The 25,330-nt window shown below is 67.9% G+C and carries 28 protein-coding genes; 15 read left to right on the top strand and 13 right to left on the bottom strand.

What is annotated here, in order from left to right; all coding sequences use genetic code 11:
• Nucleotides 1-4: 4 nt before the first annotated feature.
• Together QRN63_RS25715 and QRN63_RS25710 are read right to left on the bottom strand one after the other, a co-directional pair.
• Nucleotides 5-967, bottom strand: coding sequence for a YihY/virulence factor BrkB family protein (locus QRN63_RS25715; RefSeq protein WP_267317117.1), 963 nt, complete (start codon nt 965-967; stop codon nt 5-7).
• Between the two features lie 63 nt (nt 968-1,030).
• Nucleotides 1,031-1,219, bottom strand: coding sequence for a DUF7455 domain-containing protein (locus QRN63_RS25710; protein ID WP_029118279.1), 189 nt, complete (start codon nt 1,217-1,219; stop codon nt 1,031-1,033).
• A gap of 154 nt (nt 1,220-1,373) precedes the next feature.
• On the opposite strand from QRN63_RS25710, the gene QRN63_RS25705 reads away from it, so the two are divergent.
• Nucleotides 1,374-1,757, top strand: a complete 384-nt coding sequence (locus QRN63_RS25705; protein WP_285033714.1) for a DUF952 domain-containing protein — start codon at nt 1,374-1,376, stop codon at nt 1,755-1,757.
• A 113-nt stretch (nt 1,758-1,870) separates the two neighbouring features.
• Nucleotides 1,871-3,451: a histidine phosphatase family protein gene (locus QRN63_RS25700; protein ID WP_285033713.1), complete on the top strand. Its 1,581-nt coding sequence runs from the start codon at nt 1,871-1,873 to the stop codon at nt 3,449-3,451.
• Between the two features lie 55 nt (nt 3,452-3,506).
• On the opposite strand, the gene QRN63_RS25695 is transcribed toward QRN63_RS25700, so the two are convergent.
• The 3 genes from QRN63_RS25695 to ppgK form a co-directional block, all read right to left on the bottom strand.
• Nucleotides 3,507-4,010: a mycothiol transferase gene (locus QRN63_RS25695; protein WP_267317119.1), complete on the bottom strand. Its 504-nt coding sequence runs from the start codon at nt 4,008-4,010 to the stop codon at nt 3,507-3,509.
• Between the two features lie 430 nt (nt 4,011-4,440).
• Nucleotides 4,441-5,913 (bottom strand): RNA polymerase sigma factor, encoded by a 1,473-nt coding sequence (locus QRN63_RS25690; RefSeq protein WP_267317120.1) that lies wholly within the window; start codon nt 5,911-5,913, stop codon nt 4,441-4,443.
• Between the two features lie 143 nt (nt 5,914-6,056).
• The gene (gene ppgK, locus QRN63_RS25685; protein ID WP_285033712.1) at nt 6,057-6,845 is read right to left on the bottom strand and encodes a polyphosphate--glucose phosphotransferase; all 789 of its coding nucleotides are present in this window, start codon (nt 6,843-6,845) and stop codon (nt 6,057-6,059) included.
• Between the two features lie 71 nt (nt 6,846-6,916).
• On the opposite strand from ppgK, the gene QRN63_RS25680 reads away from it, so the two are divergent.
• Nucleotides 6,917-7,768 carry an inositol monophosphatase family protein gene (locus tag QRN63_RS25680; protein ID WP_285033711.1) on the top strand — a complete coding sequence of 284 codons (852 nt, stop codon included), beginning with the start codon at nt 6,917-6,919 and terminating at the stop codon, nt 7,766-7,768.
• On the opposite strand, the gene cei is transcribed toward QRN63_RS25680, so the two are convergent.
• Entirely contained in the window at nt 7,769-8,419 is a 651-nt protein-coding gene (cei, locus tag QRN63_RS25675; RefSeq protein ID WP_267317123.1) for an envelope integrity protein Cei, read from the bottom strand. It lies immediately after the preceding gene.
• A gap of 162 nt (nt 8,420-8,581) precedes the next feature.
• On the opposite strand from cei, the gene QRN63_RS25670 reads away from it, so the two are divergent.
• Nucleotides 8,582-8,884, top strand: a complete 303-nt coding sequence (locus QRN63_RS25670; RefSeq protein WP_029105318.1) for a DUF4193 domain-containing protein — start codon at nt 8,582-8,584, stop codon at nt 8,882-8,884.
• Nucleotides 8,885-8,964: 80 nt separating this feature from the next.
• Here QRN63_RS25670 and QRN63_RS25665 read toward each other — a convergent pair whose 3' ends face one another.
• A complete protein-coding gene (locus QRN63_RS25665; protein ID WP_267317124.1) occupies nt 8,965-9,456 on the bottom strand; it encodes a DUF3093 domain-containing protein in 492 nt (163 codons plus the stop codon).
• Nucleotides 9,457-9,481: 25 nt separating this feature from the next.
• Here QRN63_RS25665 and dut point away from each other — a divergent pair, with 25 nt between their 5' ends.
• Together dut and QRN63_RS25655 are read left to right on the top strand one after the other, a co-directional pair.
• On the top strand, nt 9,482-9,946 hold the full coding sequence (gene dut, locus QRN63_RS25660) for a dUTP diphosphatase (protein ID WP_267317125.1): 465 nt from the start codon (nt 9,482-9,484) through the stop codon (nt 9,944-9,946).
• Nucleotides 9,946-10,719 (top strand): DUF3710 domain-containing protein, encoded by a 774-nt coding sequence (locus QRN63_RS25655; RefSeq protein ID WP_285033710.1) that lies wholly within the window; start codon nt 9,946-9,948, stop codon nt 10,717-10,719. The genes dut and QRN63_RS25655 overlap by 1 nt, the downstream gene beginning before the upstream one ends.
• Here the strand turns inward: QRN63_RS25655 and QRN63_RS25650 are convergent.
• Nucleotides 10,706-11,416: an alpha/beta fold hydrolase gene (locus tag QRN63_RS25650; RefSeq protein ID WP_285033709.1), complete on the bottom strand. Its 711-nt coding sequence runs from the start codon at nt 11,414-11,416 to the stop codon at nt 10,706-10,708. The two genes, QRN63_RS25655 and QRN63_RS25650, sit on opposite strands and share 14 nt — an antisense overlap.
• Nucleotides 11,417-11,601: 185 nt before the next feature.
• Between QRN63_RS25650 and QRN63_RS25645 the strand changes: the two genes are divergently transcribed.
• Nucleotides 11,602-11,973, top strand: a complete 372-nt coding sequence (locus QRN63_RS25645; RefSeq protein ID WP_020101829.1) for an OB-fold nucleic acid binding domain-containing protein — start codon at nt 11,602-11,604, stop codon at nt 11,971-11,973.
• Between the two features lie 107 nt (nt 11,974-12,080).
• Nucleotides 12,081-12,674, top strand: coding sequence for a DUF3159 domain-containing protein (locus tag QRN63_RS25640; RefSeq protein WP_410506070.1), 594 nt, complete (start codon nt 12,081-12,083; stop codon nt 12,672-12,674).
• Here QRN63_RS25640 and QRN63_RS25635 read toward each other — a convergent pair.
• The gene (locus tag QRN63_RS25635) at nt 12,671-13,330 is read right to left on the bottom strand and encodes a potassium channel family protein (protein ID WP_061006036.1); all 660 of its coding nucleotides are present in this window, start codon (nt 13,328-13,330) and stop codon (nt 12,671-12,673) included. The two genes, QRN63_RS25640 and QRN63_RS25635, sit on opposite strands and share 4 nt — an antisense overlap.
• A gap of 8 nt (nt 13,331-13,338) precedes the next feature.
• A complete protein-coding gene (locus tag QRN63_RS25630) occupies nt 13,339-14,013 on the bottom strand; it encodes a potassium channel family protein (protein ID WP_081633431.1) in 675 nt (224 codons plus the stop codon).
• Nucleotides 14,014-14,117: 104 nt separating this feature from the next.
• Between QRN63_RS25630 and QRN63_RS25625 the strand changes: the two genes are divergently transcribed.
• From QRN63_RS25625 to dxs, 5 genes are all read left to right on the top strand, one after another.
• A complete protein-coding gene (locus QRN63_RS25625; protein ID WP_267317128.1) occupies nt 14,118-16,112 on the top strand; it encodes an APC family permease in 1,995 nt (664 codons plus the stop codon).
• Nucleotides 16,109-17,326, top strand: a complete 1,218-nt coding sequence (locus QRN63_RS25620) for a class I SAM-dependent RNA methyltransferase (RefSeq protein WP_285033708.1) — start codon at nt 16,109-16,111, stop codon at nt 17,324-17,326. The genes QRN63_RS25625 and QRN63_RS25620 overlap by 4 nt, the downstream gene beginning before the upstream one ends.
• Before the next feature lie 27 nt (nt 17,327-17,353).
• Entirely contained in the window at nt 17,354-17,803 is a 450-nt protein-coding gene (locus QRN63_RS25615; protein WP_285033707.1) for an SRPBCC family protein, read from the top strand.
• Between the two features lie 106 nt (nt 17,804-17,909).
• Nucleotides 17,910-19,187, top strand: a complete 1,278-nt coding sequence (nhaA, locus tag QRN63_RS25610) for a Na+/H+ antiporter NhaA (protein ID WP_285033706.1) — start codon at nt 17,910-17,912, stop codon at nt 19,185-19,187.
• A 36-nt stretch (nt 19,188-19,223) separates the two neighbouring features.
• Entirely contained in the window at nt 19,224-21,122 is a 1,899-nt protein-coding gene (dxs, locus tag QRN63_RS25605; protein WP_267317132.1) for a 1-deoxy-D-xylulose-5-phosphate synthase, read from the top strand.
• Nucleotides 21,123-21,218: 96 nt separating this feature from the next.
• Here the strand turns inward: dxs and QRN63_RS25600 are convergent, their stop codons facing one another.
• Entirely contained in the window at nt 21,219-21,518 is a 300-nt protein-coding gene (locus QRN63_RS25600; RefSeq protein ID WP_285033705.1) for a hypothetical protein, read from the bottom strand.
• Nucleotides 21,519-21,598: 80 nt separating this feature from the next.
• Nucleotides 21,599-22,447, bottom strand: coding sequence for a hypothetical protein (locus QRN63_RS25595; RefSeq protein ID WP_285033704.1), 849 nt, complete (start codon nt 22,445-22,447; stop codon nt 21,599-21,601).
• Between the two features lie 107 nt (nt 22,448-22,554).
• Between QRN63_RS25595 and QRN63_RS25590 the strand changes: the two genes are divergently transcribed.
• Together QRN63_RS25590 and QRN63_RS25585 are read left to right on the top strand one after the other, a co-directional pair.
• Nucleotides 22,555-23,484 (top strand): alpha/beta fold hydrolase, encoded by a 930-nt coding sequence (locus QRN63_RS25590; protein ID WP_285033703.1) that lies wholly within the window; start codon nt 22,555-22,557, stop codon nt 23,482-23,484.
• 41 nt (nt 23,485-23,525) lie between these two features.
• Nucleotides 23,526-23,978: a lipoprotein LpqH gene (locus QRN63_RS25585; protein WP_285033702.1), complete on the top strand. Its 453-nt coding sequence runs from the start codon at nt 23,526-23,528 to the stop codon at nt 23,976-23,978.
• Between the two features lie 114 nt (nt 23,979-24,092).
• On the opposite strand, the gene QRN63_RS25580 is transcribed toward QRN63_RS25585, so the two are convergent.
• A complete protein-coding gene (locus QRN63_RS25580; RefSeq protein WP_285033701.1) occupies nt 24,093-25,328 on the bottom strand; it encodes an HRDC domain-containing protein in 1,236 nt (411 codons plus the stop codon).
• Between the last annotated feature and the right edge of the window lie 2 nt (nt 25,329-25,330).

Here is a 25,330-nt window from a genome sequence, read left to right as displayed (position 1 = left end):
CCGGTCAGGCCGGCGGCTCCGCCGCCTCGGCGGGCTGATCGCCCGTGAGGGTCTCGGCCTTCTCCTCGAGCCATTCGCGCAGCCGCCGCGCATGGGTGTCCGGCGCCGGCCACTCCTCCTGGATCGCCGCGTTGAGTTCGGCGCCGAGCATGATCGCGAAACCGAGCGCGAAGGCGAACAGCAGGAACGCGATTGGCGTCGCCAGCGCGCCGTAGGTGTAGCCCGTAGCGGTGATCCAGGTCAGGTAGAACCGGAGTCCTACCGTCGCCACCACGAAGACCACGGTGGCCAGGACGGCGCCGAACAACAACCTGTGGGTCGGCAGCGGTTTGGGCAGCGACACCCGGTAGAGCACCGTCACGGCCAGCACGATGCCCAGCAGCAGCACCGGCCAGTATCCGTACTTCATGGCGTTGGACCAGGTTTCGGGAATGTGCTGGGCGATCTTCATCGGTCCGATGGCGGCCACCGGAGCGGTCGCGATCACGAACAGCAGCATCACCAGGTACAGCCCGAGCGCGTAGAAGCGTTGCCGCACCGGATGGCGCAGCGGGGTCTGGTCGTGTGCCTCGACCACGGCGTCGACGAACGCGGAGATCGCCGACGAGCCTGCCCACAGCGAGATGACGAACCCGAGGGACACCACCTCGCCGCGGGCGCCCATGGCGACTTCGCGGACGGTCGGCTGGATGATCTCGTTGATCACGTTCGGCGAGAAGAAATTCTTCGCCGTCCCGATCAGCTGTTCCTGGATCATCGGCAGCGTCTCGGGACCGAACAACGGCGCCACGTACGCCAAGCTGCCCAACATGCCCAGCAGCAAGGGCGGTAGAGACAACGCCGACCAGAACGCCGCCTGTGCCGACTCCGAGAAGATCGAGTCGTCCCAGCTTTTCGTCAGCGCGCGACGGATGACCCGTAACACGTGATGACGTGTCGGCTTGATCGGGGAAGTCTGGTCGTTCATGACCAGACCAGCATTACCGAAGAGACCCCTTCAGGACTGTATTTGAGGTGACCGGCGGGTCACTCAGTCCTCGCTGCTGACCACCAGCACGGCCGCCAATTCGACGAGCTTGGATTCGTGCTCGTTGGCGTGGTGTTGGCAGAACAGAAGCTCCATGCCGGACGGCAGGGTAGCGCGAACGCGGGCGGCGGCACCGCACCGGTCACAGCGGTCAGCCCGTGTCAGTGTCGGGCCCGTCAGAGTTGCGTTCATGGCGCCTCCTTCTGCTCGTCGCCGCCAGGGCGCTTTGCCGGTTACACATCTCTACTCTCTCAGACGATTTGGATTCCAGCGTTGTTCCCCGGGTGTTCACGGGTGTGTCGTGTCTCACCTATCGCTGGAGTTGCGGGCGCGGCAGGCTGACCGCATGATCGCCGATCCCACAGTCCTGGTTCATCTATGTAGTGAAACGGATTGGGCGCGTCCCCAGTTCGATGGTGAGCTCAGACCGCCCTCCCTCGACGAGGTCGGGTTCGTCCACCTGTCGGCGCCGGAACAGGTGCACCTGCCGGCCAATCGGTTGTACCGCGGGCAGTCCGACCTGCTGCTGTTGGTCTGTGACCCTGGGTTGCTGGGGTCGCCGGTTCGCTGGGAACCCGGGGTGCCGACGGATCCGGCCTCGATGCTCTTCCCGCACCTCTACGGCGCGCTCCCTGTCGGCGCGGTGACCCGCACCGTGCCCTACCGGCCGGACGCCGAGGGGGTTTTCGCAGTTCTACCGGCAAATTTCGGTGCCGATGCCGTTGGTTAACGGCAAATGAACGACAGTTCGAGAAATCTGTCCACTCATCGGGAATGTGGCCGGAATCACGGTCCGGGGATTGACACGATCGCGCGCGTAAATATCCCCGACACGGTGAGGGCATGAGCAACCACACGAATTCTGAAGACGCGACGGGCAAGCGCCGTCGCGCAAGAGGGTTGAAGGGGCTCGGTGTCGCGTTGACGGCGAGCGCTCTTCTGGTCATGTCGGCGTTGCCGGCATGGGCGGCCGAGAACATGACGATCACGTTCATCCGGCACGGTCAGTCGTACGGCAACACGTCGGGCAACATCGACACCCAGGTGCCGGGCCCGGTCCTGACGCCGGACGGCCAGCAGCAGGCCAAGGACATCGCGGCCAAGCTCGGCGACCGGAACTTCGATGCCATCTACGCGTCCACGATGGTCCGGACGCAGCAGACGGCCACGCCGTTGTCGCAGTATCTGGGTCTGCCGATCCAGGTGTTGCCGGGTCTGCAGGAGATCGAAGCCGGCAAGTACGAAGGCACCCCGGAGCGCGCGGGCATCTTCGGCTACCTGACGGCGCCGCTGGCCTGGGCGGGTCTGTCGGTGACGCCGCCGCCCAACATCAGCTTCAATCCGATCACCCCGAACCTGGATGCGTTCATCCCGTCCGCGGCCGATCCGACGACCGGTCTGAACGGCCATCAGTTCGAGGACCGGGTCAACGGTGCGTTGCAGAAGATCTACGACAACGGCGATCGCAACGCGGCGGTGTTTTCACACGGCGGCACCATCATGATCTGGACGATGATGAACGCCAAGAACCTGAGCGCTGAGCAGAAGATCATGCTGTTCACCCAGCACCCGCTCGGCAACACGGGTGTGGTCGTCGTCGAGGGCAACCCCGAGGACGGCTGGAACCTGGTCGAATGGAACGGCGTCAAGATTGCCGGCATGCAGAAGGGTCCGATCGAGCAGGTGATGACCCAGGTCCGCACCTTGTCTCGGCAGCTCAACTCGGTGGTGCAGGACGTCGCCGCGGCATTCCAGACCGGAAACGTCGGCAAGATTCTGACCGCGATCAACCACGGCGCGGCCGACGCGTTGTTCTCGACGGCCAAGTTCGTCCGGGCCATCAACGCTCAGGTCATCGGCGGGGTCACCACGGCCATCGACAACCTGCAGAAGAAGCTGGGGCCGCCGGCGCCGGCCGCGGGCACGCAGACCACCGCCCCGGTCTCGGGTGCAGCGGTCTCGCCGGCTGCGTTCTCGGCTCCGGTTGCGGCCAAGGCTCCGGTTGCGGCCAAGGCTCCGGCCGCGGCGCAGGCGGGCGATTCGCCGGCGAAGGTTGCCGACGCCCCGGCGTCGGACAACAAGGTCGAGGGTCAGGTCAAGGCTGACGAGGCCAAGGCTGACGCCGACGCCGCCAAGGCTGAGGGTCAGACCAAGGCCGACGACGCGAAGGCCGGCGCTGACGCCGCCAAGGCCGACGAGGCGAAGGCCAAGGCCGACGCGAAGAAGGCCGCGGCTGAGGCCAAGAAGGCCGCTGCCAAGGCCAAGGCCGAGGAGAAGAAGGCTGCCGCCGAGGCCAAGAAGGCCGCTGCCAAGGCCAAGGCCGAGGAGAAAAAGGCTGCGGCTGAGGCCAAGAAGGCCGAGGCGAAGGCCAAGGCAGAGTCTGCAAAGGCCACGGCCGGCGCAGGCGCTGGAAGCACCGACTGACGGTTACCGTCGAGCGATCGGCCCCCTTCTCTGTAGAGGAGGGGGCCGATTCGTATCAGCTCTCGGTGCGCGCGGAGAGCAGCAGGTCTCTGGTGATCTCCAGGTGCCCGACGTGTTGCGCGATGTCGTGCAGGATGTGCAGCAGCGTCCACTCCGGGCTGGCCGTGGCCAGTACGGCGGCGCGCGTGGTCCCGCCGCGCACCCCGTCGGCCAGCTCGCGGTCGCGGATTCCCTCGGTGACCGCGATCTCGACCCAGCCGGGCAAGCGCTGCTGCAGGGCCGTCAGTCGTTCCAGTAGTTCGTCGACCCGCCCGGTGGCGGTGAACTCGCTGTCGCGGTCCCGCGGGATCCGTTGCCCGGCAATGAAAGAGCCGGCCCAGTAGTCGACGACGCCGATGCAGTGGTTGACGATGGCGTAGCAGCTGTTGGCGCCGGGCAGGTCGGGCCGGCGGTTGGCGAGGTCGTCACCGAGGGCGGTGAGGATATCGGCCATCGCGGCGAAACACTCGGACGAGACGTCCAGCATGGCCTGGCCCAACGGATGCTGCGATATCGGCATGTTCGAAAGCCTTTCACACGCAGCGCTTTTCCCGCCTCCGGTTTTCGGCGTGCCGTGCAGGAATGCGCATCTGGCCACAATTCTGACGCAAGCGTAAAATTTGACGGTCCGTATCCGATTCGACCCGACGCCGGAGGCCCTCATGCACACCAATACTGTTCTGGCTGTTGCCGCCGCGGCGCTACTGGTCGCGCCCGTCGGCCCGATGTCCGTCGCACAGGCGGCGCAAAGCTCAACAGATTCAACGACGTTCAGTCCACAGCCGACCGTTGTCGCGCAACCGATGAACTGTCGCGGCGAAACCGGCGACCACGGCTGTGGCGCTGGCTGGATCTGGAACGGCTACCGCTGCGTGCCCTGCTGACCTCCGCTCAACCAAACGAGAACTGCCCCGAAACCGGAGTTTCGGGGCAGCTCGTGAGCCGGGGGACTAGTCCAGGTAGTCGCGCAGGACCTGCGAGCGCGACGGGTGCCGCAGCTTGCTCATGGTCTTGGACTCGATCTGGCGGATGCGCTCACGCGTCACGCCGTAGACCTGGCCGATCTCGTCGAGCGTGCGGGGCTGGCCGTCGGTCAGGCCGAACCGCAGCCGGACGACACCCGCCTCGCGCTCCGAGAGCGTCTCCAGCACCGACTGCAATTGGTCCTGCAGCAGCGTGAACGACACCGCGTCCACGGCCACCACGGCCTCGGAGTCCTCGATGAAGTCACCGAGCTGGCTGTCGCCCTCGTCGCCGATGGTCTGGTCCAGCGAGATGGGCTCACGCGCGTACTGCTGGATCTCCAGCACCTTCTCCGGCGTGATGTCCATTTCCTTGGCGAGCTCTTCGGGCGTGGGTTCGCGACCCAGGTCCTGCAGCAGCTCACGCTGGATGCGGCCGAGCTTGTTGATGACCTCGACCATGTGCACCGGGATACGGATGGTGCGGGCCTGGTCGGCCATGGCGCGGGTGATGGCCTGCCGGATCCACCAGGTGGCGTACGTCGAGAACTTGTAGCCCTTGGTGTAGTCGAACTTCTCGACCGCGCGGATCAGGCCCAGGTTGCCTTCCTGGATGAGGTCCAGGAACGCCATGCCGCGGCCGGTGTAGCGCTTGGCCAGCGACACCACCAGACGCAGGTTGGCTTCCAGCAGGTGGTTCTTGGCGCGGTCGCCGTCGCGGCAGATCCACTGCATGTCGCGACGCTGCGCGGCGGGCAGCTTCTCGCCCTTCTCCATCAGCTCCGACATCAGCTGCGTGGCGTACAGGCCGGCTTCGATGCGCTTGGCGAGCTCGACCTCTTCCTCGGCGTTGAGCAGCGCGACCTTGCCGATCTGCTTGAGGTACGCACGCACCGAGTCGGCGGAAGCGGTGAGCTCGGCGTCCTTGCGGGCCTGCCGCAGCGCCTCGGACTCTTCCTCGTCCCAGACGAAGTCGCCGGAGGCCTTGTCCTTCTCGGACGGCTCGGCGGTCTCGTCATCGCCCTCGGCGGCCTTCGGAGCGGCCTTGGTGCCTTCGGCGCTGGCGTCGCCTTCGGACTCGCCGTCTTCGGCGTCGTCCTCGTCGTCATCGTCGCTGACGTCCTCGGCCTCGAGGTCGTCGTCGAGTTCCAGGTCGGCGTCGTCGACGTCGATCTCCTCGGGTTCGACGGCGAGATCGTCGACGTCGGTCACGTCGTCAGCGACGCCGCCGTCTTCAGGCTTGGTTGCGGCCTTCGCCGCCCGCTTGGCGGGAGCTTTCGCGGCGGCCTTCTTCGCGGGTGCCTTCGCGGCCCGCTTGGCCGGCGCAGCCTTGGCGGCGGCCTTCTTCGCGGGGGCTTTGGTGGTGCGCTTCACCGGCTCGTCGGTTGTCTCGCTGGCTTTGGTCGCTACCACGGCCACCCTTTCGGTCTTTCGTACCTCGGTGGCGTGGGCGTGCGCCACCGAAAAGCGTCGGCTGTCGAATATTGGCGTCGATCTTCGATCGGATGATCACCGCTATCCGTTCAGGCGGCCGCCGTTGACCATTGTAACGACATAGTGCCGAGAAGCCGTATCAGCGGCAGACTCGGAGCGTTGGCGGGCCGCTAATGGCGATGCAGAGCACCGTCGGCGGCCATCGCGGCACCCACGATGCCGGCCGAATTCTGGAGCGTCGCGGCGACCACCGGGGTGCGGTTCTTCAGCAGCGGCACCCACTTGTCGGCCTTCTTGCTGATGCCGCCGCCGACGATGAACAGGTCCGGCCAGATGGCGTTCTCGACCGCCACCAGCACCTTGGTGACCTCCTCGGTCCAGCGCTCGTACGACCACTCCTTGCGTTCCTTGACCGATGATGCGGCACGGTGCTCGGCTTCCTTGCCGCCGACCTCGATGTGCCCGAACTCGGTGTTGGGCAACAGAACCCCGTCGTAGATCACCGCCGAGCCGATGCCGGTGCCGAACGTCAGCAGCACGACCAGCCCGGTCACCTCGCGCCCGGCGCCGAACTTCTCCTCGGCGAGGCCGGCGGCGTCCGCGTCGTTGAGCACCGTCACGTCCTGGCCGTCCAGACGCGAGGCGAACATGTCGCGCACGTTGGTGCCGATCCAGCTGCTGTCGACGTTGGCCGCGGTGCGCACGATGCCCTCGGTCACGACGCCGGGGTAGGTGACGCCGAGCTTGCCGGTCCACCCGAACTCGCGGACGACCGCCGCGACGGTGTCGGAGACGGCTTCGGGCGTGGCCGGCTGCGGGGTGGGGAGGCGGAAGCGCTCGCCGATCAGTTGGCCGGTGTCGAGATCGACGATCCCGCCTTTGACGCCGCTGCCGCCGACATCGATTCCCAGCGCTCGATGCTGTGAGCCGTCGGTCACGGCGGCGGGCGTCTCGGTCATCTGCACTCCTTGACGGGGGTGGGGAAGAGGGCGCGACCCACACCCTAGCCGCGTGTGCTGCGATAGGTGTCATGACAGCACGCGAACCCGAAAGTGGCACCGCACCTGCTGCACTGTGCGAGCTCGCCGAGCAGTTGGCCACCGAGGCCGCGGCATTCGTCCGCCGGCGCCGGGGCGAGGTTTTCGCCGGCGCGCAGCAGGACGACGGCGCGGTGCGCACCAAGAGCAGCCCGACCGATCCGGTGACCGTGGTCGACACCGAAACCGAGCGGCTGTTGCGCGAGCGCCTGGCGGTGTTGCGGCCCGGCGACGCGATCCTGGGCGAGGAGGAGGGCGGCGCGACGTGCGCGCCCGCCGGTGTGCCGGTATGGGTGCTCGATCCCATCGACGGCACGGTGAACTTCATGTACGGGCTGGGCGCCTACGCGGTGTCGGTCGGGGTGCAGATCGACGGCGTGTCCGTGGCCGGCGCGGTGGCCAACGCGGCGACCGGAGAGGTGTTCTCCGCGGCGCGCGGGCACGGGGCCGTGGCGACCCGGGATGGGGCGCGGGTGGCCTTGCGCTGCAACGTCATCGACGAGCTCCCCATGGCGCTGGTGGCGACCGGCTTCGCCTACGCGCGGGAGCGGCGGCGGCAGCAGGCCGCCGCGGTGGCCGAGCTGCTGGCCGAGGTGCGTGACATCCGCCGCGTCGGGTCGTGTGCCCTGGATCTGTGCATGGTCGCCGCCGGACGGCTCGACGCGTACTTCGAATCCGGTGTGCACGTGTGGGATTGGGCGGCCGCGGCGCTGGTCGCCGAGGAGGCGGGTGCGGTGGTGCGGCTGCCCGCACCCGGTGCGGACGGCGACGACCTGGTCATCGCCGCGGCACCCGGGGTCGCCGCGGCGCTCAGCGCACAGCTGTCGCGGGTCGGGTATCGCTAGCTAGCAGGTCCCGCTGTGGATCTTCGGCAGCAGCGAGGTGTCGGCCGGCTGCGTCGCGTCGGGCTTCAGGCTGGCCAGCATGGCCTCGATGTCGTCGCTGTGGGCGAGCTCGTTGAACTCGGTGCCGATCGCGAGGTCGACGGAGTCGTCGGGCCGCTGGTCCTGGAACAGCTGCGTGCACGGCGCGACGAGCCACAGCGCCGCGGCCGCGGACTTGCCGGCCGGGCCGAACCGGATCTGGCCCTGGCATTCCATGCGGGTACTGGCGTACACCGGGTCGTTGCTCGCCGCCGGCTGGCCGAACCCGAGGTCGCGCAGCTCGCCGGCGACCTCGCTGGCCTGGCCGCCCTGGCCGCTGGCGTTGAGCACCTTGATCTTGGTGTCGGCGAGCTTGGCGGGCACCACGTTGACCATCGAGGACTGTGACACCTCGTCGCCGAGCTTCGGCTGGTTCGGGTCGGTCGGCGCGGGCGGGGGATTGCAGGTGATCGCCTGGTGGATTTCGGCAGGCTGGTTCGCGACAACGAGCCAGGCGATCAGCGTCGCCACGGCAAGTACCGCGAACAGCACCGCGGCGGGCATGTAGTTGCGCCGCCGGAACGGCCGACCGTGCTTGTCGAAGGCCGTGCCCTCGGTGATTTGTGCGACCACATGAGCACTGTAGATGCCCCGCTTCCAGCATGATTACAAACCACCTCTGGCGCGTGTGACGCAAATCACATACAATCGGCGCGCTTTCTGGGCACGAATCATTTGGTAGAAGCGTTCGACGCTGGTACAAAGCTCTGCTGCAAGGTAACGGAGGGGATGACCATGGCTACCGATTACGACGCCCCGCGGCGTTCTGAGACTGACGAGGTTTCCGAGGACTCTCTGGAGGAGCTGAAAGCGCGACGGAACGAGGCGCAGTCCGCCGTCGTCGACGTCGACGAGACCGACTCGGCCGAGAACTTCGAGTTGCCGGGCGCTGACCTGTCGGGCGAGGAACTCTCGGTCCGAGTGGTGCCCAAGCAGGCCGATGAGTTCACCTGCTCGAGCTGTTTCCTGGTGCAACACCGCAGCCGTCTCGCCAGTGAGAAGAACGGCGTGATGATCTGCACCGACTGCGCCGCCTAGGGATTCACAAACGCCGAATGGCCGGTCTCGCACGCTCTGCGTGCGGGGACCGGCCATTCGGCGTCTTCGGACCATGCGTCCTATGGGCCCTGCAGCGCCGCCAGGACCCGATCGGGATGACGGGTGCTCACCAGCCAGTACGGCGTGGGGTCGTCCGGATCGTCGAGCACCACGAGGATCAGCGGACCCACCCAGGCCCGGTGCACGACGTACGCGGCCGGGTCCAGCTGGCGTCCCAGCGCCGCCGACTTCGCCGAGCGCGGCACCTCCGCCGACCGGGAGATGACGCCGGTCGGAATGTGCGCCGGCCCCACCCACAGCTCGGTTTCGGCGTCCGGCCCGGTTCCGGTGCTCACCACGCGCAGCTCGATGCGCCCCATCCACACCAGCGTCGCCGCGGCGACCGGCAGCAGGACGGCGAACGGCGCCCATGCGGGCACGCCCGACACGCCTTGCACCACTTCCAGCGCGATCAGGGCCGCCAGCCCGAAACCCGGTAACCACCACCACAAAGGCACCGTCAACCGCTCCCGGTAGCGGACGGTTTGGGTGGCTGCTCGCGTGTCTGACACGCGGCCAAGGGTAGTCTGTGCGGTCGTGTCCACCTCTCTGGCGGTAGTTCGGTTGGACCGGGATCTGCCGATGCCGGCCCGTGCTCACGACGGCGATGCCGGCGTCGATCTGTTCAGCGCGATCGACCTCGAACTGGCCCCCGGTCAGCGCGAGTTGGTGCCGACGGGGATCGCCGTCGCGATTCCGCACGGCATGGTCGGCCTGGTGCATCCGCGCTCGGGATTGGCCATCCGCGTTGGTCTTTCGATCGTGAACGCGCCGGGGACCGTCGACGCCGGGTACCGCGGCGAGATCAAGGTGGCGCTCATCAACCTCGATCCCAGTGAGCCCATCACCGTCAAGCGCGGTGACCGGATCGCGCAGCTGCTGGTGCAGCGGGTCGAGCTGCCCGAGCTGGTCGAGGTCACGTCGTTCGACGAGGCGGGGCTGGCTGACACCTCACGTGGCGCGGGCGGCCACGGTTCCTCCGGCGGACATGCGAGTTTGTGATGGCATTCGAGTTCAACCCCGAAGAAGACGGCCCGTTCGACATCGAGGACTTCGACGACCCGGCCGACGCCGAGGCCGCCCGACTGGATCTGGGCGGGGTCCTTGTCCCGGTGCCCGACGGTTCACAGCTCAACGTCGAGGTCAACGAGCAGGGCGTGCCGAACGCCGTCTGGATCATGACGCCCAACGGGCGCTTCTCCGTGGCCGCGTATGCCGCGCCCAAGACCGGCGGCCTGTGGCGTGAGATCGCTGCCGAACTGGCCGAATCGCTGCGCAACGACGGCGCGCAGGCGCGCATCGAGGACGGACCCTGGGGTCGCGAGGTCGTGGGCCTGCCGGTGCCGCAGCCCGGCCAGCCGCAGGTCGTGATGCGTTTCATCGGGACCGACGGCTACCGGTGGATGGTGCGCTGCGTCGTCGTCGGCACCGAGGAGACCATCGACGCCATCGCCGACGAGGCCCGAACCTCGTTGGCGGACACCGTGGTTCGCCGTGGTGACACCCCGATGGCGGTCCGCACCCCGCTTCCGGTGCAGCTGTCCGAGCCGCTGCTGGAGCAGCTGCGCGCCGCGGCGCAACAGATGGCGCAGCAACAGATGGAGCAGGCTCAGCAGGCACTCGAGCAGCTGCAGCAGCAGATGCAGCAACAGCAGGCCGGCGTCGGCGGTGCCGACAATCAGCCGAGCGCCGAGCCCGATGCCCGTCGCAGTGAGCAGGGCTCGGCCATGCAGCAACTGCGCACCCAGCAGATGGGCACCATCACCGGAGGCTGACGGCCTCCCGCAACGCCGCCACGCAGGCGTCGCCCAGCACTGTCGGCTCGTCGCCCATCGCATCGAGGGTGACGGTCCGCAGCGCGGCCCTGGGGGCCGCCACGGCCCATTCCGCGGCGACCGCGACAGGGTGCACGGCGTCGTCCACCGCCCCGGCGACACCCATCGGCACCTGCAGCTCGGCGAGTTGTTCGCGGGTGGGCGCGCCATAAGCTGCCGCTTCCTCCATCGCGTCCGGCAGGCCCGGCCACTGCGCCGTCCACGACCGCGTCAGTTCGTCGGCGAGCCAGGCCGGGCTACCCGCCCGCATGCCGGCGACTGCCGCGTCCAGCCCGATCTCGCGCAGCTGCTGTGCCGAGTAACGGGCGGCCTGGGCGGCCGGTGCGCCGTCGGACTCGCCGGTCCAGGCGGGCAGGGCGGCCAGCACGGCGATGCACTGTTCGGGGTGCTTGAGCGCCCAGTTCGTGGCGACCGCCGCACCCAGCGACACGCCGCCGACGATGATGGGGCCGTGTTGCGCGGCGGCGTCGAGCGCTTCGACATAACCGCCGATCAGGTCGCCCGGCAGCGGCCGCGGGGCGATCACCACGGCACCGGATTCGAGCAGTGCGCCGCCGAAGGCACGGCGGACGTAGTCGTCGTCCGATCCTGTGCCGGGCAGCAGTACCGCGGTCATCCCGTGCAAATTGGCCGTCATCCCTCGATGGTGCCCGGCGGCCGGAACGGCGCTCGCACGGGGGTCGCGTGGGGTGTCCTGCCCAGTGAGCGGGATAACGAAGATATATCCCGTGCCGAAATGGCGAATCGGAACCAAGAGGTCTAGCGTGACGTTGGTTAGATAGCGGGTCCACGGTGGATTCGCAGCAAGTCTCAGGAGAGACCATGGCTACGGCGGAAGGCTATTTGCGCCGACTTACCCGGCGGCTTACCGAGGACCTCGAACAGAGCGATGTCCAGGAGCTGAACGACGAGGCCCTGAACACCGGCGCCATGCGAGCGGTGGACTGCACGCGCGGACAGGAAGTGACGATGGTCGGCACGCTGCGGTGTGTCGAGACCAACGGCAAGGGCTGTTCGGGTGGCGTGCGAGCCGAGCTGTTCGACGGCACCGACACGGTCACGCTGGTCTGGTTGGGTCAGCGGCGCATCCCAGGCATCGAATCCGGGCGCACCCTGCGCGTGCACGGACGTCTCGGCAACTTGGACAGCGGGGCCAAAGCGATCTACAACCCGCACTACGAGATTCAGAAGTGACTTTCCCCGACAAGGGGACCGCGGACAGCGAGCAGGCCGAAGCCGAGATCGAGGCCCAGCAGGACGACGGTGACGCCAAACTGACGGCGCATGTCCTGCTGGAACAGATGGGTGGCCTCAGCGGCCTGATTTATTCGTCCCTACCGGTCCTCGTCTTCGTCCCCGTCTCCAGCTTCTTCGGGCTGACGGCCGCGATCTACTCGGCGCTGGGCGTCGCCGGTCTGGTTCTCGTCTGGCGCCTGGTCCGGCGGGAATCGGTGCAGCCGGCGGTGTCCGGCTTCATCGGCGTCGGCATCAGCGCACTGATCGCCTACATGATCGGCGCCTCGAAAGGCTATTTCCTGCTTGGCATCTGGTCATCGCTGATCTATGCCGGGGTTTTCGGGATCTCGATCCTGATCCGCCGCCCGCTGGTCGGTTACGGCTGGAGCTGGGTCACCGGACACGACCGCAGCTGGCGCGATGTCCGGCGGGCGGTACTGGCGTTCGACATCGCGACCGCGGTGTGGGCGCTGGTGTTCGCGGCGCGTTTCCTGGTTCAGAACCACTTGTACGGACTGGACCAGACGGGTCTGCTCGGTGTGGCCCGGATCGCCATGGGCTGGCCGCTCACCGCGGTCGCCGCGCTGGCGTCCTACCTGGCCATCCGGACGGCCCAGAAGGCCCTCCGCGACGCCGAACATCACGTCACCGAGGATTAGCCCGGATTCAGCACCTGGTTGCGCAGCTCCTGCTCGACCTCGGCCACCGCGACGAACAACAGCTCGTCGCCGCCCTCGAGCGGCTCGTCCGATTCGGGCACGATGACGCGCGGGCCGCGCAGGATGGTCACCAACGTGGCGTCGCGCGGCAATTGGAGGCGCTTGACCGCCTTGCCACCCCACGGCGTGTCGTCGGGCAGCGTGATCTCGACCAGGTTGGCCTGGCCCTTGCGGAAGCTCATCAGGCGGACCAGGTCGCCCACCGAGACGGCCTCTTCGACCAGTGATGCCAGCATGCGCGGCGTCGACACCGCGACGTCGACGCCCCAGCTGTCGTCGAACAGCCACTCGTTGCGCGGGTCGTTGACACGGGCCACGACGCGGGGGACCGCGAACTCGGTCTTGGCGAGCAGGCTGACCACCACGTTGGCCTTGTCGTCGCCGGTGGCGGCGATGACGACGTCGAACTCGTGGAGCTTGACCGACTCGAGCAGCGACAGCTCGCAGGCGTCGCCCAGGCGCCACTGCGCCGCGGGGACGGCGTCGACATCGATGTGGTCCGGATTGCGTTCCAGCAGCGTCACCTCGTGGTGATCGACCAGTTCCCGCGCGATGGAGCGGCCGACGGCGCCGGCGCCCGCGATTGCGACCTTCATGTGCGCTCCTAGTGGCTTTCGACGTCGTCGCCGGGCGGCAGCGAGGCGATGGCGATGGCTTCGGCGACACGGCCCGACACCGCGGCCATGTACACCTGATCGCCGGCCTGGATGACGGTCTTGGCGTCCGGCAGGACGCCGCTGCCGAACCGGATGAGGAACGCGACGCGGCCGCCGGTCGCGCCTTCCAGCGCGGTGACGCGGTAGCCGACCCAGTCCTCGTGGAGCGACAGTTCGGTGACGCCGACGTTGCCGGAAGGATCGCGCCACTTGGTGGTCTCGGTCTCGCGGGTCAGCAGATTCAGCAACCGGTCGGTGGTCCACGGCACCGTCGCGATGGTCGGGATTCCCAGCCGCTCGTACACGGCGGCGCGCTTGGCGTCGTAGATGCGGGCGACGACGCGCTGCACACCGAACGTCTCACGCGCGACGCGCGCCGAGATGATGTTCGAGTTGTCACCGGAGGACACGGCGGCGAACGCGCCGGCCTCTTCGATACCGGCCCGCTCCAGCACATCCCGGTCAAAACCCATGCCCAGCACGCGTTCTCCGGGGAATTCGGGGGACAGCCGGTGAAACGCCGTCTTGTCCCGGTCGATCACCGCGACCTCATGGCCGATGCGGGCCAATCCGTCCGCCAGCGATGCGCCAACGCGGCCGCATCCCATCACGACTACTCGCACCAGCCGATCCTTTCTGGGCCGGAAACCGGCCCTGAAGCGAATTTCATGCCTCAGCTCAGTCCGAACGCTACAACCCGGGCCCTGTGGGCTTACCCTTGGCACTCGTGTCCAAGCTTTCGACCGCTACGCGACGGTTGGTGATCGGCCGACCCTTCCGCAGCGACAAGCTCGCCCACACGTTGCTGCCCAAACGTATCGCCTTACCGGTCTTCGCGTCGGATGCGCTGTCGTCGGTCGCCTACGCGCCGGAGGAAATCTTCCTGGTGCTGTCGGTCGCCGGCCTGTCGGCCTATTCGATGGCGCCATGGATCGGTCTCGCGGTTGCCGCGGTCATGTTGGTCGTGATCGCCAGTTACCGGCAGAACGTGCACGCCTACCCGTCCGGTGGTGGTGACTACGAGGTCGTCACCACCAACCTGGGCCACACCGCCGGGCTGACGGTCGCCAGCGCGCTGCTGGTCGACTACGTGCTGACGGTCGCGGTGTCGACGGCGTCGGCGATGTCCAACATCGGGTCGGCCGTGCCGTTCATCGCCCAGAACAAGGTGCTGTTCTCGGTGCTGGCGATCCTGATCCTGGCGTCGCTGAATCTGCGCGGCATCCGGGAGTCCGGCACCGCGTTCGCGATTCCGACCTACGCCTTCATGATCGGCATGTACCTCATGCTGGCGTGGGGGTTCTTCCAGATCTTCGTGCTCGGCCACCCGCTGCGGGCCGAGTCGGCCGGTTTCAGCATCAAGTCCGAGCACGGCGACGTGCTGGGCTTCGCCATGGTGTTCCTGGTGGCCCGCGCGTTCTCGTCGGGCTGTGCCGCCCTCACCGGTGTGGAAGCCATCAGCAACGGTGTGCCCGCTTTCCAGAAGCCGAAGTCGCGCAACGCCGCAACGACGCTGCTGCTGCTCGGCGCCATCGCGGTGTCGTTGTTCATGGGCATCATCGTGCTGGCCAAGCAGATCGGCCTGAAGATGGCCGACAGTGTGGACCAGTTGGTGGGTGCGCCCGCCGACTACCACCAGAAGACTGTCGTCACGCAGCTCGCCGAGGCCATCTTCCAAGGCTTCCCGGTGGGCCTGTACGCCATCGCCGGCGTGACGGGCCTCATCCTGGTGCTGGCTGCCAACACCGCTTTCAACGGCTTCCCGGTGCTGGGCTCGATCCTGGCGCAGGACCGTTATCTGCCGCGACAGCTGCACACCCGCGGCGACAGGCTCGCGTTCTCCAACGGCATCCTGTTCCTCGCGTTCGCCGCCATCGCCTTCGTCGTGGCGTTCAACGCCGAGGTCACGGCGCTGATCCAGCTGTACATCGTCGGTGTGTTCGTGTCGTTCACGCTGAGCCAGATCGGCATGGTCCGGCACTGGAACCGGTTGCTGAGCACCGAGACCGACGGATCCGAGCGGCGCCGCATGCAGCGCGCGCGGATCGTGAACACCATCGGCTTCATCTGCACGGGCGCCGTGCTGCTGGTGGTCATCGTGACGAAGTTCATGGCCGGCGCCTGGATCGCGATCCTGGCCATGAGCCTGCTGTTCGTCCTGATGAAGGCGATCCACAAGCACTACGACACCGTCGCCAAGGAGCTGCGCTCCCAGTCCGGGCCGGACGAGGACGTCGTGCTGCCCAGCCGCAACCACGCCGTGGTACTGGTCTCCAACCTCCATCTGCCGACGCTGCGGGCGCTGGCCTACGCCCGGGCCACCCGCCCGGATGTCCTGGAGGCCATCACCGTCAGCGTCGACGACGCCGAGACGCGCGAGCTGGTGCACAAATGGGAAGACAGCGACGTGTCGGTGCCGCTGAAGGTCATCGCCTCGCCGTACCGCGAGATCACCAGGCCGATCCTCGATTACGTCAAGCGCATCACGGCCGAGTCGAAGCGCACCGTCGTGACGGTGTTCATCCCGGAGTACGTGGTGGGCCACTGGTGGGAGCACATCCTGCACAACCAGAGCGCGCTGCGCCTCAAGGGCCGGCTGTTGTTCATCCCGAACGTGATGGTGACTTCCGTTCCGTGGCAGCTGAATTCGTCGGAGCGCGTGAAGGTGACCATGACCCCGGGCTCGGCGCCCGGTGACACCCGGCGGGGCATCATCGAGTGACCCACTCATCTCCCGTCGCTTCGCTCGCCCCGGAAGTAACGCTGACGGTCGGCCCGCCGGCCAACGGTGGCAGCTGCGTCGCACGTCACGACGGCCGCGTGATCTTCGTCCGGCACGCCCTGCCGGGCGAGGTGGTGCGCGCCAAGGTGACATCCGAGCGCGGCTCGTACTGGCATGCCGATGCGATCGAGGTGCTCGAGGCGTCGCCCGACCGGGTGGATTCGCTGTGCGAGATCGCCGGGGCGCAGGGATCCGGTTGCTGTGACCTGGCTTTCGTCGATCCGGCCGCGGCGCGGCGACTCAAGGGCGAGGTCGTGGCCAATCAGCTGGCCCGCCTCGGTGGTTACGAGGCCGGCGACCTCGAGGCCGCGGAGGTCGGTACCGCCGGCGCGACCGGGTGGCGTACCCGGGTGCGCCTGGAGGTCGGCGCGGACGGCCGGGCCGGGTTCCACCGCTATCACAGCGACGAGCTGGTGACCGACCTGTCGTGCGCCCAGGTACCGGCGGGGATGTTGGACGATCTGCCGCTGCAACCGCCCGGCGCGCACCTGCACGTGGTGCTCGACGACGCCGGGCACCGGCACGTCGTGCGGTCCGGTCCGCGCGCGGGCAAGAAGAGCAAGGCCGGCATGACCGAGGTGGTCTCGGGCGAGTACGAGGCCGTGCAGCGCGTCGGCGATCGGGAGTGGCGCGTGCCGGTGACGGCGTTCTGGCAGTCCCATCGCGACGCCGCCGGCACTTACAGCGCGCTGGTCGCCGAGTGGGCCGAGCTGTCGACCGGGCAGACGGCGTGGGATTTGTACGGCGGCGCAGGCGTTTTCGCGGCGGCGCTGGCCGGTTCGGTGGGGGAGTCCGGCAAGGTGCTGACGGTGGACACCTCCCGCGGATCAGCGCGCGCGGCCCGGGCCGCGCTCGGCGACCTGGGTTGCATCGAGGTGGTGACGGATTCGGTGCGCCGGGCGCTCGGCACCCAGCGGGTCGCTGCCGACGTTGCCGTGCTGGATCCGCCGCGCACCGGCGCCGGGCACGAGGTCATCGACCAGCTGGCCGCCGCCGGGGTACCGCGGGTGATCCACATCGGTTGTGAGGCAGCGTCTTTCGCGCGTGACATCGGGCTCTACCGCGGACACGGATACGAGGTGGCCAACCTGCGCGTCTTCGACTCATTCCCGCTGACGCACCATGTCGAGTGTGTGGCGTTGTTGACCCGTTAGCGGTTCTGGAAGTGGAAGGGCCGTCTGATGGCCACCGTGGATGTGACTGTGGAATGCGTCATCGCCCGACCCCGCGGTGTCGTGGCTGCCTTCGCAGCCGAACCCGACAACGCCACTGAGTGGTACGTCAACATCCGCGCGGCGCGCTGGGTCACGGCGCGACCGTTGGCGGTCGGGTCGCAATTCACCTTCACCGCGTCATTTCTGCGCCGGACCTTGACGTACACCTACGAGGTCGTGGAGTTCGTTCCCGACCGCCGCCTCGTCATGCGCACCGCCGAAGGCCCGTTTCCCATGGAAACCGTCTACGAGTGGGCCGATGTGGACGCGCAGACCACGCGGATGCGACTGCGCAATCGCGGTGCGCCGAGCGGTTTCTCACGCTTCGCCGCTCCGCTGATGGTGCGGGCGATGAAGCGCGCCACCACCAACGACCTCAAGCGGTTGAAGAACGTCCTCGAATCAGAGGTCACATAGCGGCGCGGTGCGGGCCGCTGTCGATGCTCGGCTCGGCTGCTAACTTTGCAGGCGGTGTGCCGGGAAGCCTGGTCGGCGCCGTTCGACGCTGCCCAGGAGAATTCCGATGAACAACCGCAACACCCGCCGGCGGCTGCTGACCCGGGGCAGCTGGCCCGAAGCCCAGCGGTTCACCGAGATCCTCCGCAAGGAGACCGTCGGCGGCATCCTGTTGTTGCTGGCCGCCGGCGTCGCCCTGGTCTGGGCCAATTCGCCTGCCGCGCACAGCTATCACGCACTGTCTGAGTTCGCGGTCGGCCCGCAGTCGTGGCATCTGCACCTCAGCCTCTCGGCGTGGGCGGCCGACGGGCTCCTGGCGATCTTCTTCTTCGTCGTCGGCGTCGAACTCAAACGCGAATTCGTCGCCGGCGACCTGCGCGATCCGGCACGTGCGGCGCTGCCCATCGCCGCGGCCGTCGGCGGCATGCTGGCGCCCGCCGCCATCTTCGTGGGCCTGAACCTGGCGCTGGGGCACCCGGAGAATCTGGACGGCTGGGCGGTGCCGATCGCGACGGACATCGCCTTCGCGCTCGCGGTGCTTGCCGTCATCTCCACGCATCTGCCGACCGCGCTGCGCACCTTCCTGCTGACGCTCGCGGTGGTCGACGACCTGCTGGCCATCATCGTCATCGCCTGCTTCTACACCGACCACCTCAACCCCACGGCGCTGGCGCTCGCGGTGATTCCCGGCGGGCTGTTCGTCGCGGCCGTGCAGCGCGGCATCCGGCACTGGTGGCTGCTGCTGCCGCTGGCGGTGGCGACCTGGGCCCTCGTGCACGCGAGCGGTATCCACGCCACGGTGGCCGGGGTGCTGCTCGGATTCGGGGTGCCGGTCCTGGGCAGGCACGCCTCGGCCGAGATGTTCGAGCACGCGCTGCGGCCGCTGTCGGCCGGGGTGGCGGTGCCGGTGTTCGCGTTCTTCGCCGCGGGGGTGAGTGTCGGGGGCTGGCCGGGTCTGGTCGACGCGATCACCCATCCGGTGACCGCAGGCGTCCTCTTGGGGCTGGTTTTCGGCAAAGCCATCGGTGTGTTCAGCACCACATTTCTGCTGGCGCGATTCACCGGTGCCGAGCTCGACGAGGGCCTGGGTTGGCTCGACGTCGCCGGGGTGGCGCTGCTGGCCGGGATCGGCTTCACGGTGTCGCTGCTGATCGGTGAGCTGGCGTTCGGTGCCGGCACGGCCGCCGGCGCCGATGCCAAGATCGGCGTGCTCGCCGGATCGCTGCTCGCGGGGATGCTGGCCGCGGTGGTGCTGCTGTCGCGCAATGCCGCATATCGCCGCATCCACGAACGCGAGACCGCCGACGACGACGGCGACGGGGTGCCGGACATCTATCAGCCTTGACCGGCTGTACCCGTGGTGCGTGCGTAGACTGTCGGAATGCTTGAACAGGTCCGCGGCCCAGCTGATCTGGCGCACCTGTCGCAGCCGCAGCTGACGGAACTCGCCGCCGAGATCAGGGAATTCCTGGTGCACAAGGTGGCCGCCACCGGCGGGCATCTAGGACCCAACCTGGGTGTCGTGGAGCTGACGCTCGCCCTGCACCGGGTCTTCGATTCGCCGCACGACCCGATCATCTTCGACACCGGCCACCAGGCTTACGTGCACAAGATGCTCACCGGCCGGTGCCCTGACTTCGAAACTCTGCGCATGAAGGGCGGCCTGTCCGGCTACCCGTCGCGCGCCGAGAGCAAGCACGACTGGGTCGAGTCCAGCCACGCCAGCACCGCGCTGTCCTACGCCGACGGTCTGGCCAAGGCGTTCGAACTCTCGGGCTACCGCAACCGGCACGTCGTCGCCGTCGTCGGTGATGGCGCCCTCACCGGCGGCATGTGCTGGGAGGCGCTCAACAACATCGCAGCGGCCAACCGGCCCATCGTCATCGTCGTCAACGACAACGGCCGTAGCTACGCGCCGACCATCGGCGGCCTGGCCGACCACTTCGCGGCACTGCGGCTGCAGCCCGCTTACGAGAAGGCGCTGGAGCGGGGCAAGAACGCGCTGCGCGGCATGCCCGTCCTCGGCGAGTTCTGTTACCAGTGCGTGCACAGCATCAAGGCCGGCATCAAGGACGCGCTGGCGCCGCAGGCGCTTTTCACCGACCTTGGACTCAAGTACGTCGGCCCCATCGATGGGCACGACGAGCACGCCGTCGAGGCGGCGCTGCGGCACGCCCGTGGGTTCAACGCGCCGGTGATCGTGCACGTCGTCACCCGCAAGGGCATGGGTTATTCGCACGCGGAGAACGACGAAGCCGAGCAGATGCACTCGACCGGCATCATCGACCCGCACACCGGGCGGTCCACCGCTGAGTCGGTGCTCGGCTGGACGTCGGTGTTCTCCGAGGAGCTGATCAAGCAGGCCACGAAGCGGCGCGACATCGTCGCGATCACCGCGGCCATGCCGGGGCCGACGGGTCTGTCGGCGTTCCGGCAGCGCTTCCCGGACCGGTTCTTCGACGTCGGTATCGCCGAGCAGCACGCGATGACGTCGGCCGCGGGTCTGGCCATGGGCGGTATGCACCCCGTCGTCGCCATCTACTCGACGTTCCTGAACCGGGCGTTCGACCAGATCATGATGGACGTGGCGCTGCACAAGCTGCCCGTCACCATGGTTCTCGACCGTGCCGGTATCACCGGCAACGACGGCGCCAGCCACAACGGCGTGTGGGACATGTCGATGCTCGGCATCGTGCCCGGTATGCAGGTCGCCGCACCGCGCGACGCCGCCCGGCTGCGTGAGGAACTCGGCGAGGCACTGGCCGTCGATGACGGGCCGACCGCCGTCCGCTTCCCGAAAGGCGCTGTCGGCGACGACATTCCGGCCGTCCGCCGCCAGCATGGCGTCGACATCCTGACCGAACCCGCCGACGGCCTGTCCGACGACGTGCTGCTGGTCGCTGTCGGTGCGTTCGCCCGGATGGCGCTGGTGGTGGCCGACCGGCTGCGCAAGCAGGGCATCGGCGTCACGGTCGTCGACCCGCGCTGGGTGCTGCCGGTCCCGGCGGCCATCGCCGACCTGGCCCGGGCCCACAAACTCGTTGTCACGCTCGAGGACAACGGTGTCGCCGGCGGCATCGGCTCCGCAGTGTCGGCTGCGCTGCGCCGCGCCGAGATCGACGTGCCGTGCCGCGATGTCGGCGTGCCGCAGGAGTTCCAGGACCACGCCAGCCGCAGCGAGGTGCTCATGTCGATCGGTCTGACCGACCAGGACATCGCCCGGCAGGTCACCGGCTGGGTCGCTGCCCTCGGCAGCTCGGTGGACATCACCTCCCAGTAGCTGACTCTCTCTCTCCCCGCGAGCGGCCGTGTTTGTACACGCAATTACGGTGTGTCGCGGGCATTTTGGGGCCGCTCGGCGGCGGTGACCGTGTGCCTACACGTGGAGCGCGATCGCTTTGCCTATCGGGATCAGTGCGCAGGCGACGGCGATGCCGGCAGGAATGCCGACCAGTGGCGTCCACCGTCGACGCGCCGCCAGTGCCGCGGTCACCACTGCGGCGACGACGCCCCCGATCAGACATATCCAGGGGATCGCGATGAGGAAGTACTGCCCGCGCGCGGAGAGCTTGCACACCCAGTCGGTGCTGCCGTCGTGGCAGCTGTCGGTGGCCATCGCCAGCGGGAGCATCAGGACGAATGAGAGGCCGAAACCCAAAACTCCGAGTGCCCCCACGATGGCCCCGAACCAGGCCCACTGCGTGGAAAGCCCTGAGCGAGTTGGCCTGTCGCTGGCTGGCCGTCCGGGCTCATTGGTCATGCGAAACGGTCCTCGCCCCCGCCGTCGATCTTGCCCCGGATCTCCGCGTACGCCGCGGCCAGGGCCGTGATCTTGTCCACCGACGACGACGGCGCCTGGGGCGGCGTGACCTCGACCCCGTACAACCTGGCGGACATCCGACTTCGGACGTCCTCGCGCTTCTCGGCGAGCGCGGCCCGGGCGCGGTCGTCACGCAGCGACCGGTCGATCTCCTCGGCCTTGTCCGCACACGTCCGCAGGTCGTCGACTCGCTGCCGGGACGCGACTTCCAGTCGCCGCGCCTTCGATCGCGCATCCTCCAGCATTGCCAGATCGTCTGAATCGGGTTCGGCGAGGTCGCTGAGCTCTGTGATCAGCCCCCTGAGTTCCTTTGTGGCGCGGCAGTTTTCGCGGATCGTCGTCAGGTCGCCGGCGAAGTCGAGGTCGTTACCGAGCCAACCACCGGTTGCGGCTTCCGACCGTTCGATCCGGTCGATGGCGACCTGCGCGCCGTCGAGCAGCTCGACACCATCGGCTCCGAACTCTTCGACAAGCCGGGCGCGTTCCAGCTCCTGAGTCGACGGTGCACGCGGGGTCCTGGAGGCGCGGCTGTCGATCACAATGTGCGTGATCAACAACCCGATGGCGGCGATGCCCATGGCGGGCAGAAGCAGGATGCCCTCCGTCGCGATACCGACCAGGAGGACCATGGCGATGCACAGCAGCCAGGCCCGTGTCATGGCCGACATGTGGCGCGTCGACTTCCGGTCAGCGGTGAAGACCGCCCCGAGCGCGGCGCCGCCGAGGATCATGATGACAGCGAGAATGACCGCGACGACGCCGAGCACTAGCAGCAGCCGAACCATCCCGATGTCCTTCTCCGTTCAATGCTGTCAATGGTAGGTCGGCGCGCCAACATCCCAGGCTGACGCGGTGCGGAGACGTCAGACTGTCCGCGGCTTACGCTCAACCCATGCACGACGAACTCGAAGCCTGGAAGTCCGCCGGCGCGTACTTCGACTACCTCGGATTCGACATCTTCTACCGTCGAGACGGCCTGCAGCTCGGCACCGGTCCGGTGCTGCTGCTCATCCACGGCTACCCGTTCAATTCCTGGGACTGGTCACTGATCTGGCCGACGCTCACCGAGAAGTTCACGGTGATCGCGCCGGACATGATCGGCATGGGGTTCTCCGCCAAGCCGTCCGCGTACCAGTACTCGATTCACGACCATGCCGATGTGCACGAGGCACTGCTGGCACACCTCGGCGTGCAGGCGGTCCACATCCTGGCCCACGACCTGGGCGACTCGGTGTGCCAGGAATTGCTGGCCCGCAACCACTTTGGTGATCCGTCGTACGGCAATCTGAACATCGAATCGATCACCTGGCTCAATGGCGGGCTGTTCGTCGAGTCCTACACTCCGCGCCTGCTGCAGAAGGCGATGTCGCAAACTCCGTTGGGTGACATCATGCGTCCGCTGCAGGGCAGCCCGCTGTCACGGCGCCTGGCCGACCCGACGATCAACGAGATGTTCGGCGTCAACACCAAGCCGTCGAAGGAATTGATGGACAAGTTCCACGAAATCCTCGACTACAACGACGGCAAGAAGGTCATGCACCAGGTCGGCCGTTTCATCAACGACCGCTATACCTACCGCAACCGCTGGGTGCGCGCCATGCGTGAGACCACCATTCCGATGCGGCTCATCGACGGCCCGTCCGACCCCAACTCGGGCGCCCACATGGCCAAGCGCTACCGGGAGGTGATCCCGAACCCGGACATCGTGATGCTGGCCGACGACATCGCGCACTGGCCGCAGATCGAGGCGCCCGACGCGGTGCTCGAGCACTTCCTGGAGTTTGTCACCCCGATGCTGTGGCGGCCCATCGACCACCGCTGATTACACGCGCGCAACCCGGACTCAGCTGGTTCACTTGCGGTATGCGCGTCCACCGCCCGGATCTGGTGGCGCTGCTGGCCGTCCTCTTGATCAGCGCATGCGAATCCGGGACGCCGACCGTCACGTCGATCGTCTTCGACGGGGAACCGCACACCATCGACTCCGGCAAGGTCGTCTGTACGCGGCAGCCGGCCGGGGGAGGCCTGGTCATCCTGGCGCAGGGCAAGTCGGGTCAACTGGTCCGGATTCAACTCACGCAGATCGGCCGCATCGTCGTCCAGAAGGTCGGGCTGCGCGACGGCGACGCGACGGGATTCATCGCCGACCCGCAGGAGATCACCGGCATCAAGGTCGACGACACCTACACCGTCAGCGGGCGGATGCCGCCGAACCGTGGTGAGTCCCAATGGCACACCTTCAAAATCCAGACCGCCTGCCCCGGCTATCAGGACGCCCATCCGCGCGACACTGTCCCCGCGATCGGGTCGCCTTGATCAGGTGAGCCCGAGTGACCGTGGATACAGGATCAACGCTGAGCTGAGCCGGACCCGCGTTGATCCTGAGCTGGCGGCGCAATCCACTCGAACTTTCGCGCCCTCGTTGCAGGGTCAACCCAAAGCAGCGACCAGCACCGGCCCGCACAGCTCCCGCTGCCACGGCCGGGCGCCCGCGGTGGCCAGGAACTCGTCGACCGCAGCGGCGACGTCGGGAACCGGCTGCCAGTCCCAGCACAGCCGCCGCACGGTCTCCGGCGTCAGCAGATTCTCGGTCGGGACCGACACCTTTTCGGACAGTAGCGTCAGCCCACTACGGCAGGCCTCCAGCCGTTCGAATGCCTCGGGCTTGCGGCGCGACCACCGCGCGGGTGGCGGCAGCCCGTTGCTGGGCTCGGATGCCGGCGGGTCGGCCTCGCGGGCCCGGGCTAGCGCGTCGAGCCACACCTGGGCACTGCGCTTCTGCCGCGAGCCGCCGAAAATCGGCAGTGCCGTGAGCTTTTCGATGGTGTCCGGATTCGCGACGGCCGCCGCGATGATCGCCGAATCGGGCAGGATGCGGCCGGGCGCGATGTCCCGCCGCTGCGCGATCAGGTCACGCGTCTGCCACAGCTCGCGCACGGCCGCCAGCGTCTGGCCGTTGCGGACCTTGTGGATGCCCGACGTCCGCCGCCAGCGGTCGCGCCGGGTCGGGGTTGGCTCGGCGGTCCGCATGTACTCGAATTCCTGTGCGGCCCATTCGGTTTTGCCCTGCGACTCGAGTTCCGCGGCCACCGCGGCGCGCAATTCCAGCAGCACCTCGACGTCCAGCGCCGCGTAGTTCAGCCAGTCCGCGGGCAGCGGCCGCTTGGACCAGTCGGCGGCGCCGTGGCCCTTCTTCAACCCAAGCCCCAACAACCGCTGCACCATGGCCGCCAGGTTCACCCGGTCGTAGCCGGCCAGCCGGCCGCCCAGTTCGGTGTCGTACAGCGACGGCGGCGTCATGCCCAGCTCGGCCAGGCACGGCAGGTCCTGGTCGGCCGCGTGCAGAATCCATTCCTCGGTATTCACGACCTCGGCCACCGGCGCTAGCGCTTTCACCGGGTCGATGCCGTGGCTGACGGGGTCGATCAGCACCGTGCCGGCGCCCGCGCGCCGAATCTGGATCAGGTAGGCCCGGTTGGAGTATCGGAAGCCCGACGCCCGCTCGGCATCGATCGCGAACGCGCCGTGCCCGGATGCCAGAAGCTCACCGGCGCGGGCGATGTCGCTCGCATAGACGGCAACGGGCGGCACGCCGTCGGCGGGCGCCAGCAGGGGAGTGACGTCGGGATCGTCGTCAGACGTCTCGACCGGATCAGCGTCAGTCATGC

The sequence above is a fragment of the Mycolicibacterium sp. lyk4-40-TYG-92 genome (assembly GCF_030209435.1).
Classification (GTDB): domain Bacteria; phylum Actinomycetota; class Actinomycetes; order Mycobacteriales; family Mycobacteriaceae; genus Mycobacterium.
This window is presented reverse-complemented; position numbering and strand designations above follow the sequence as displayed.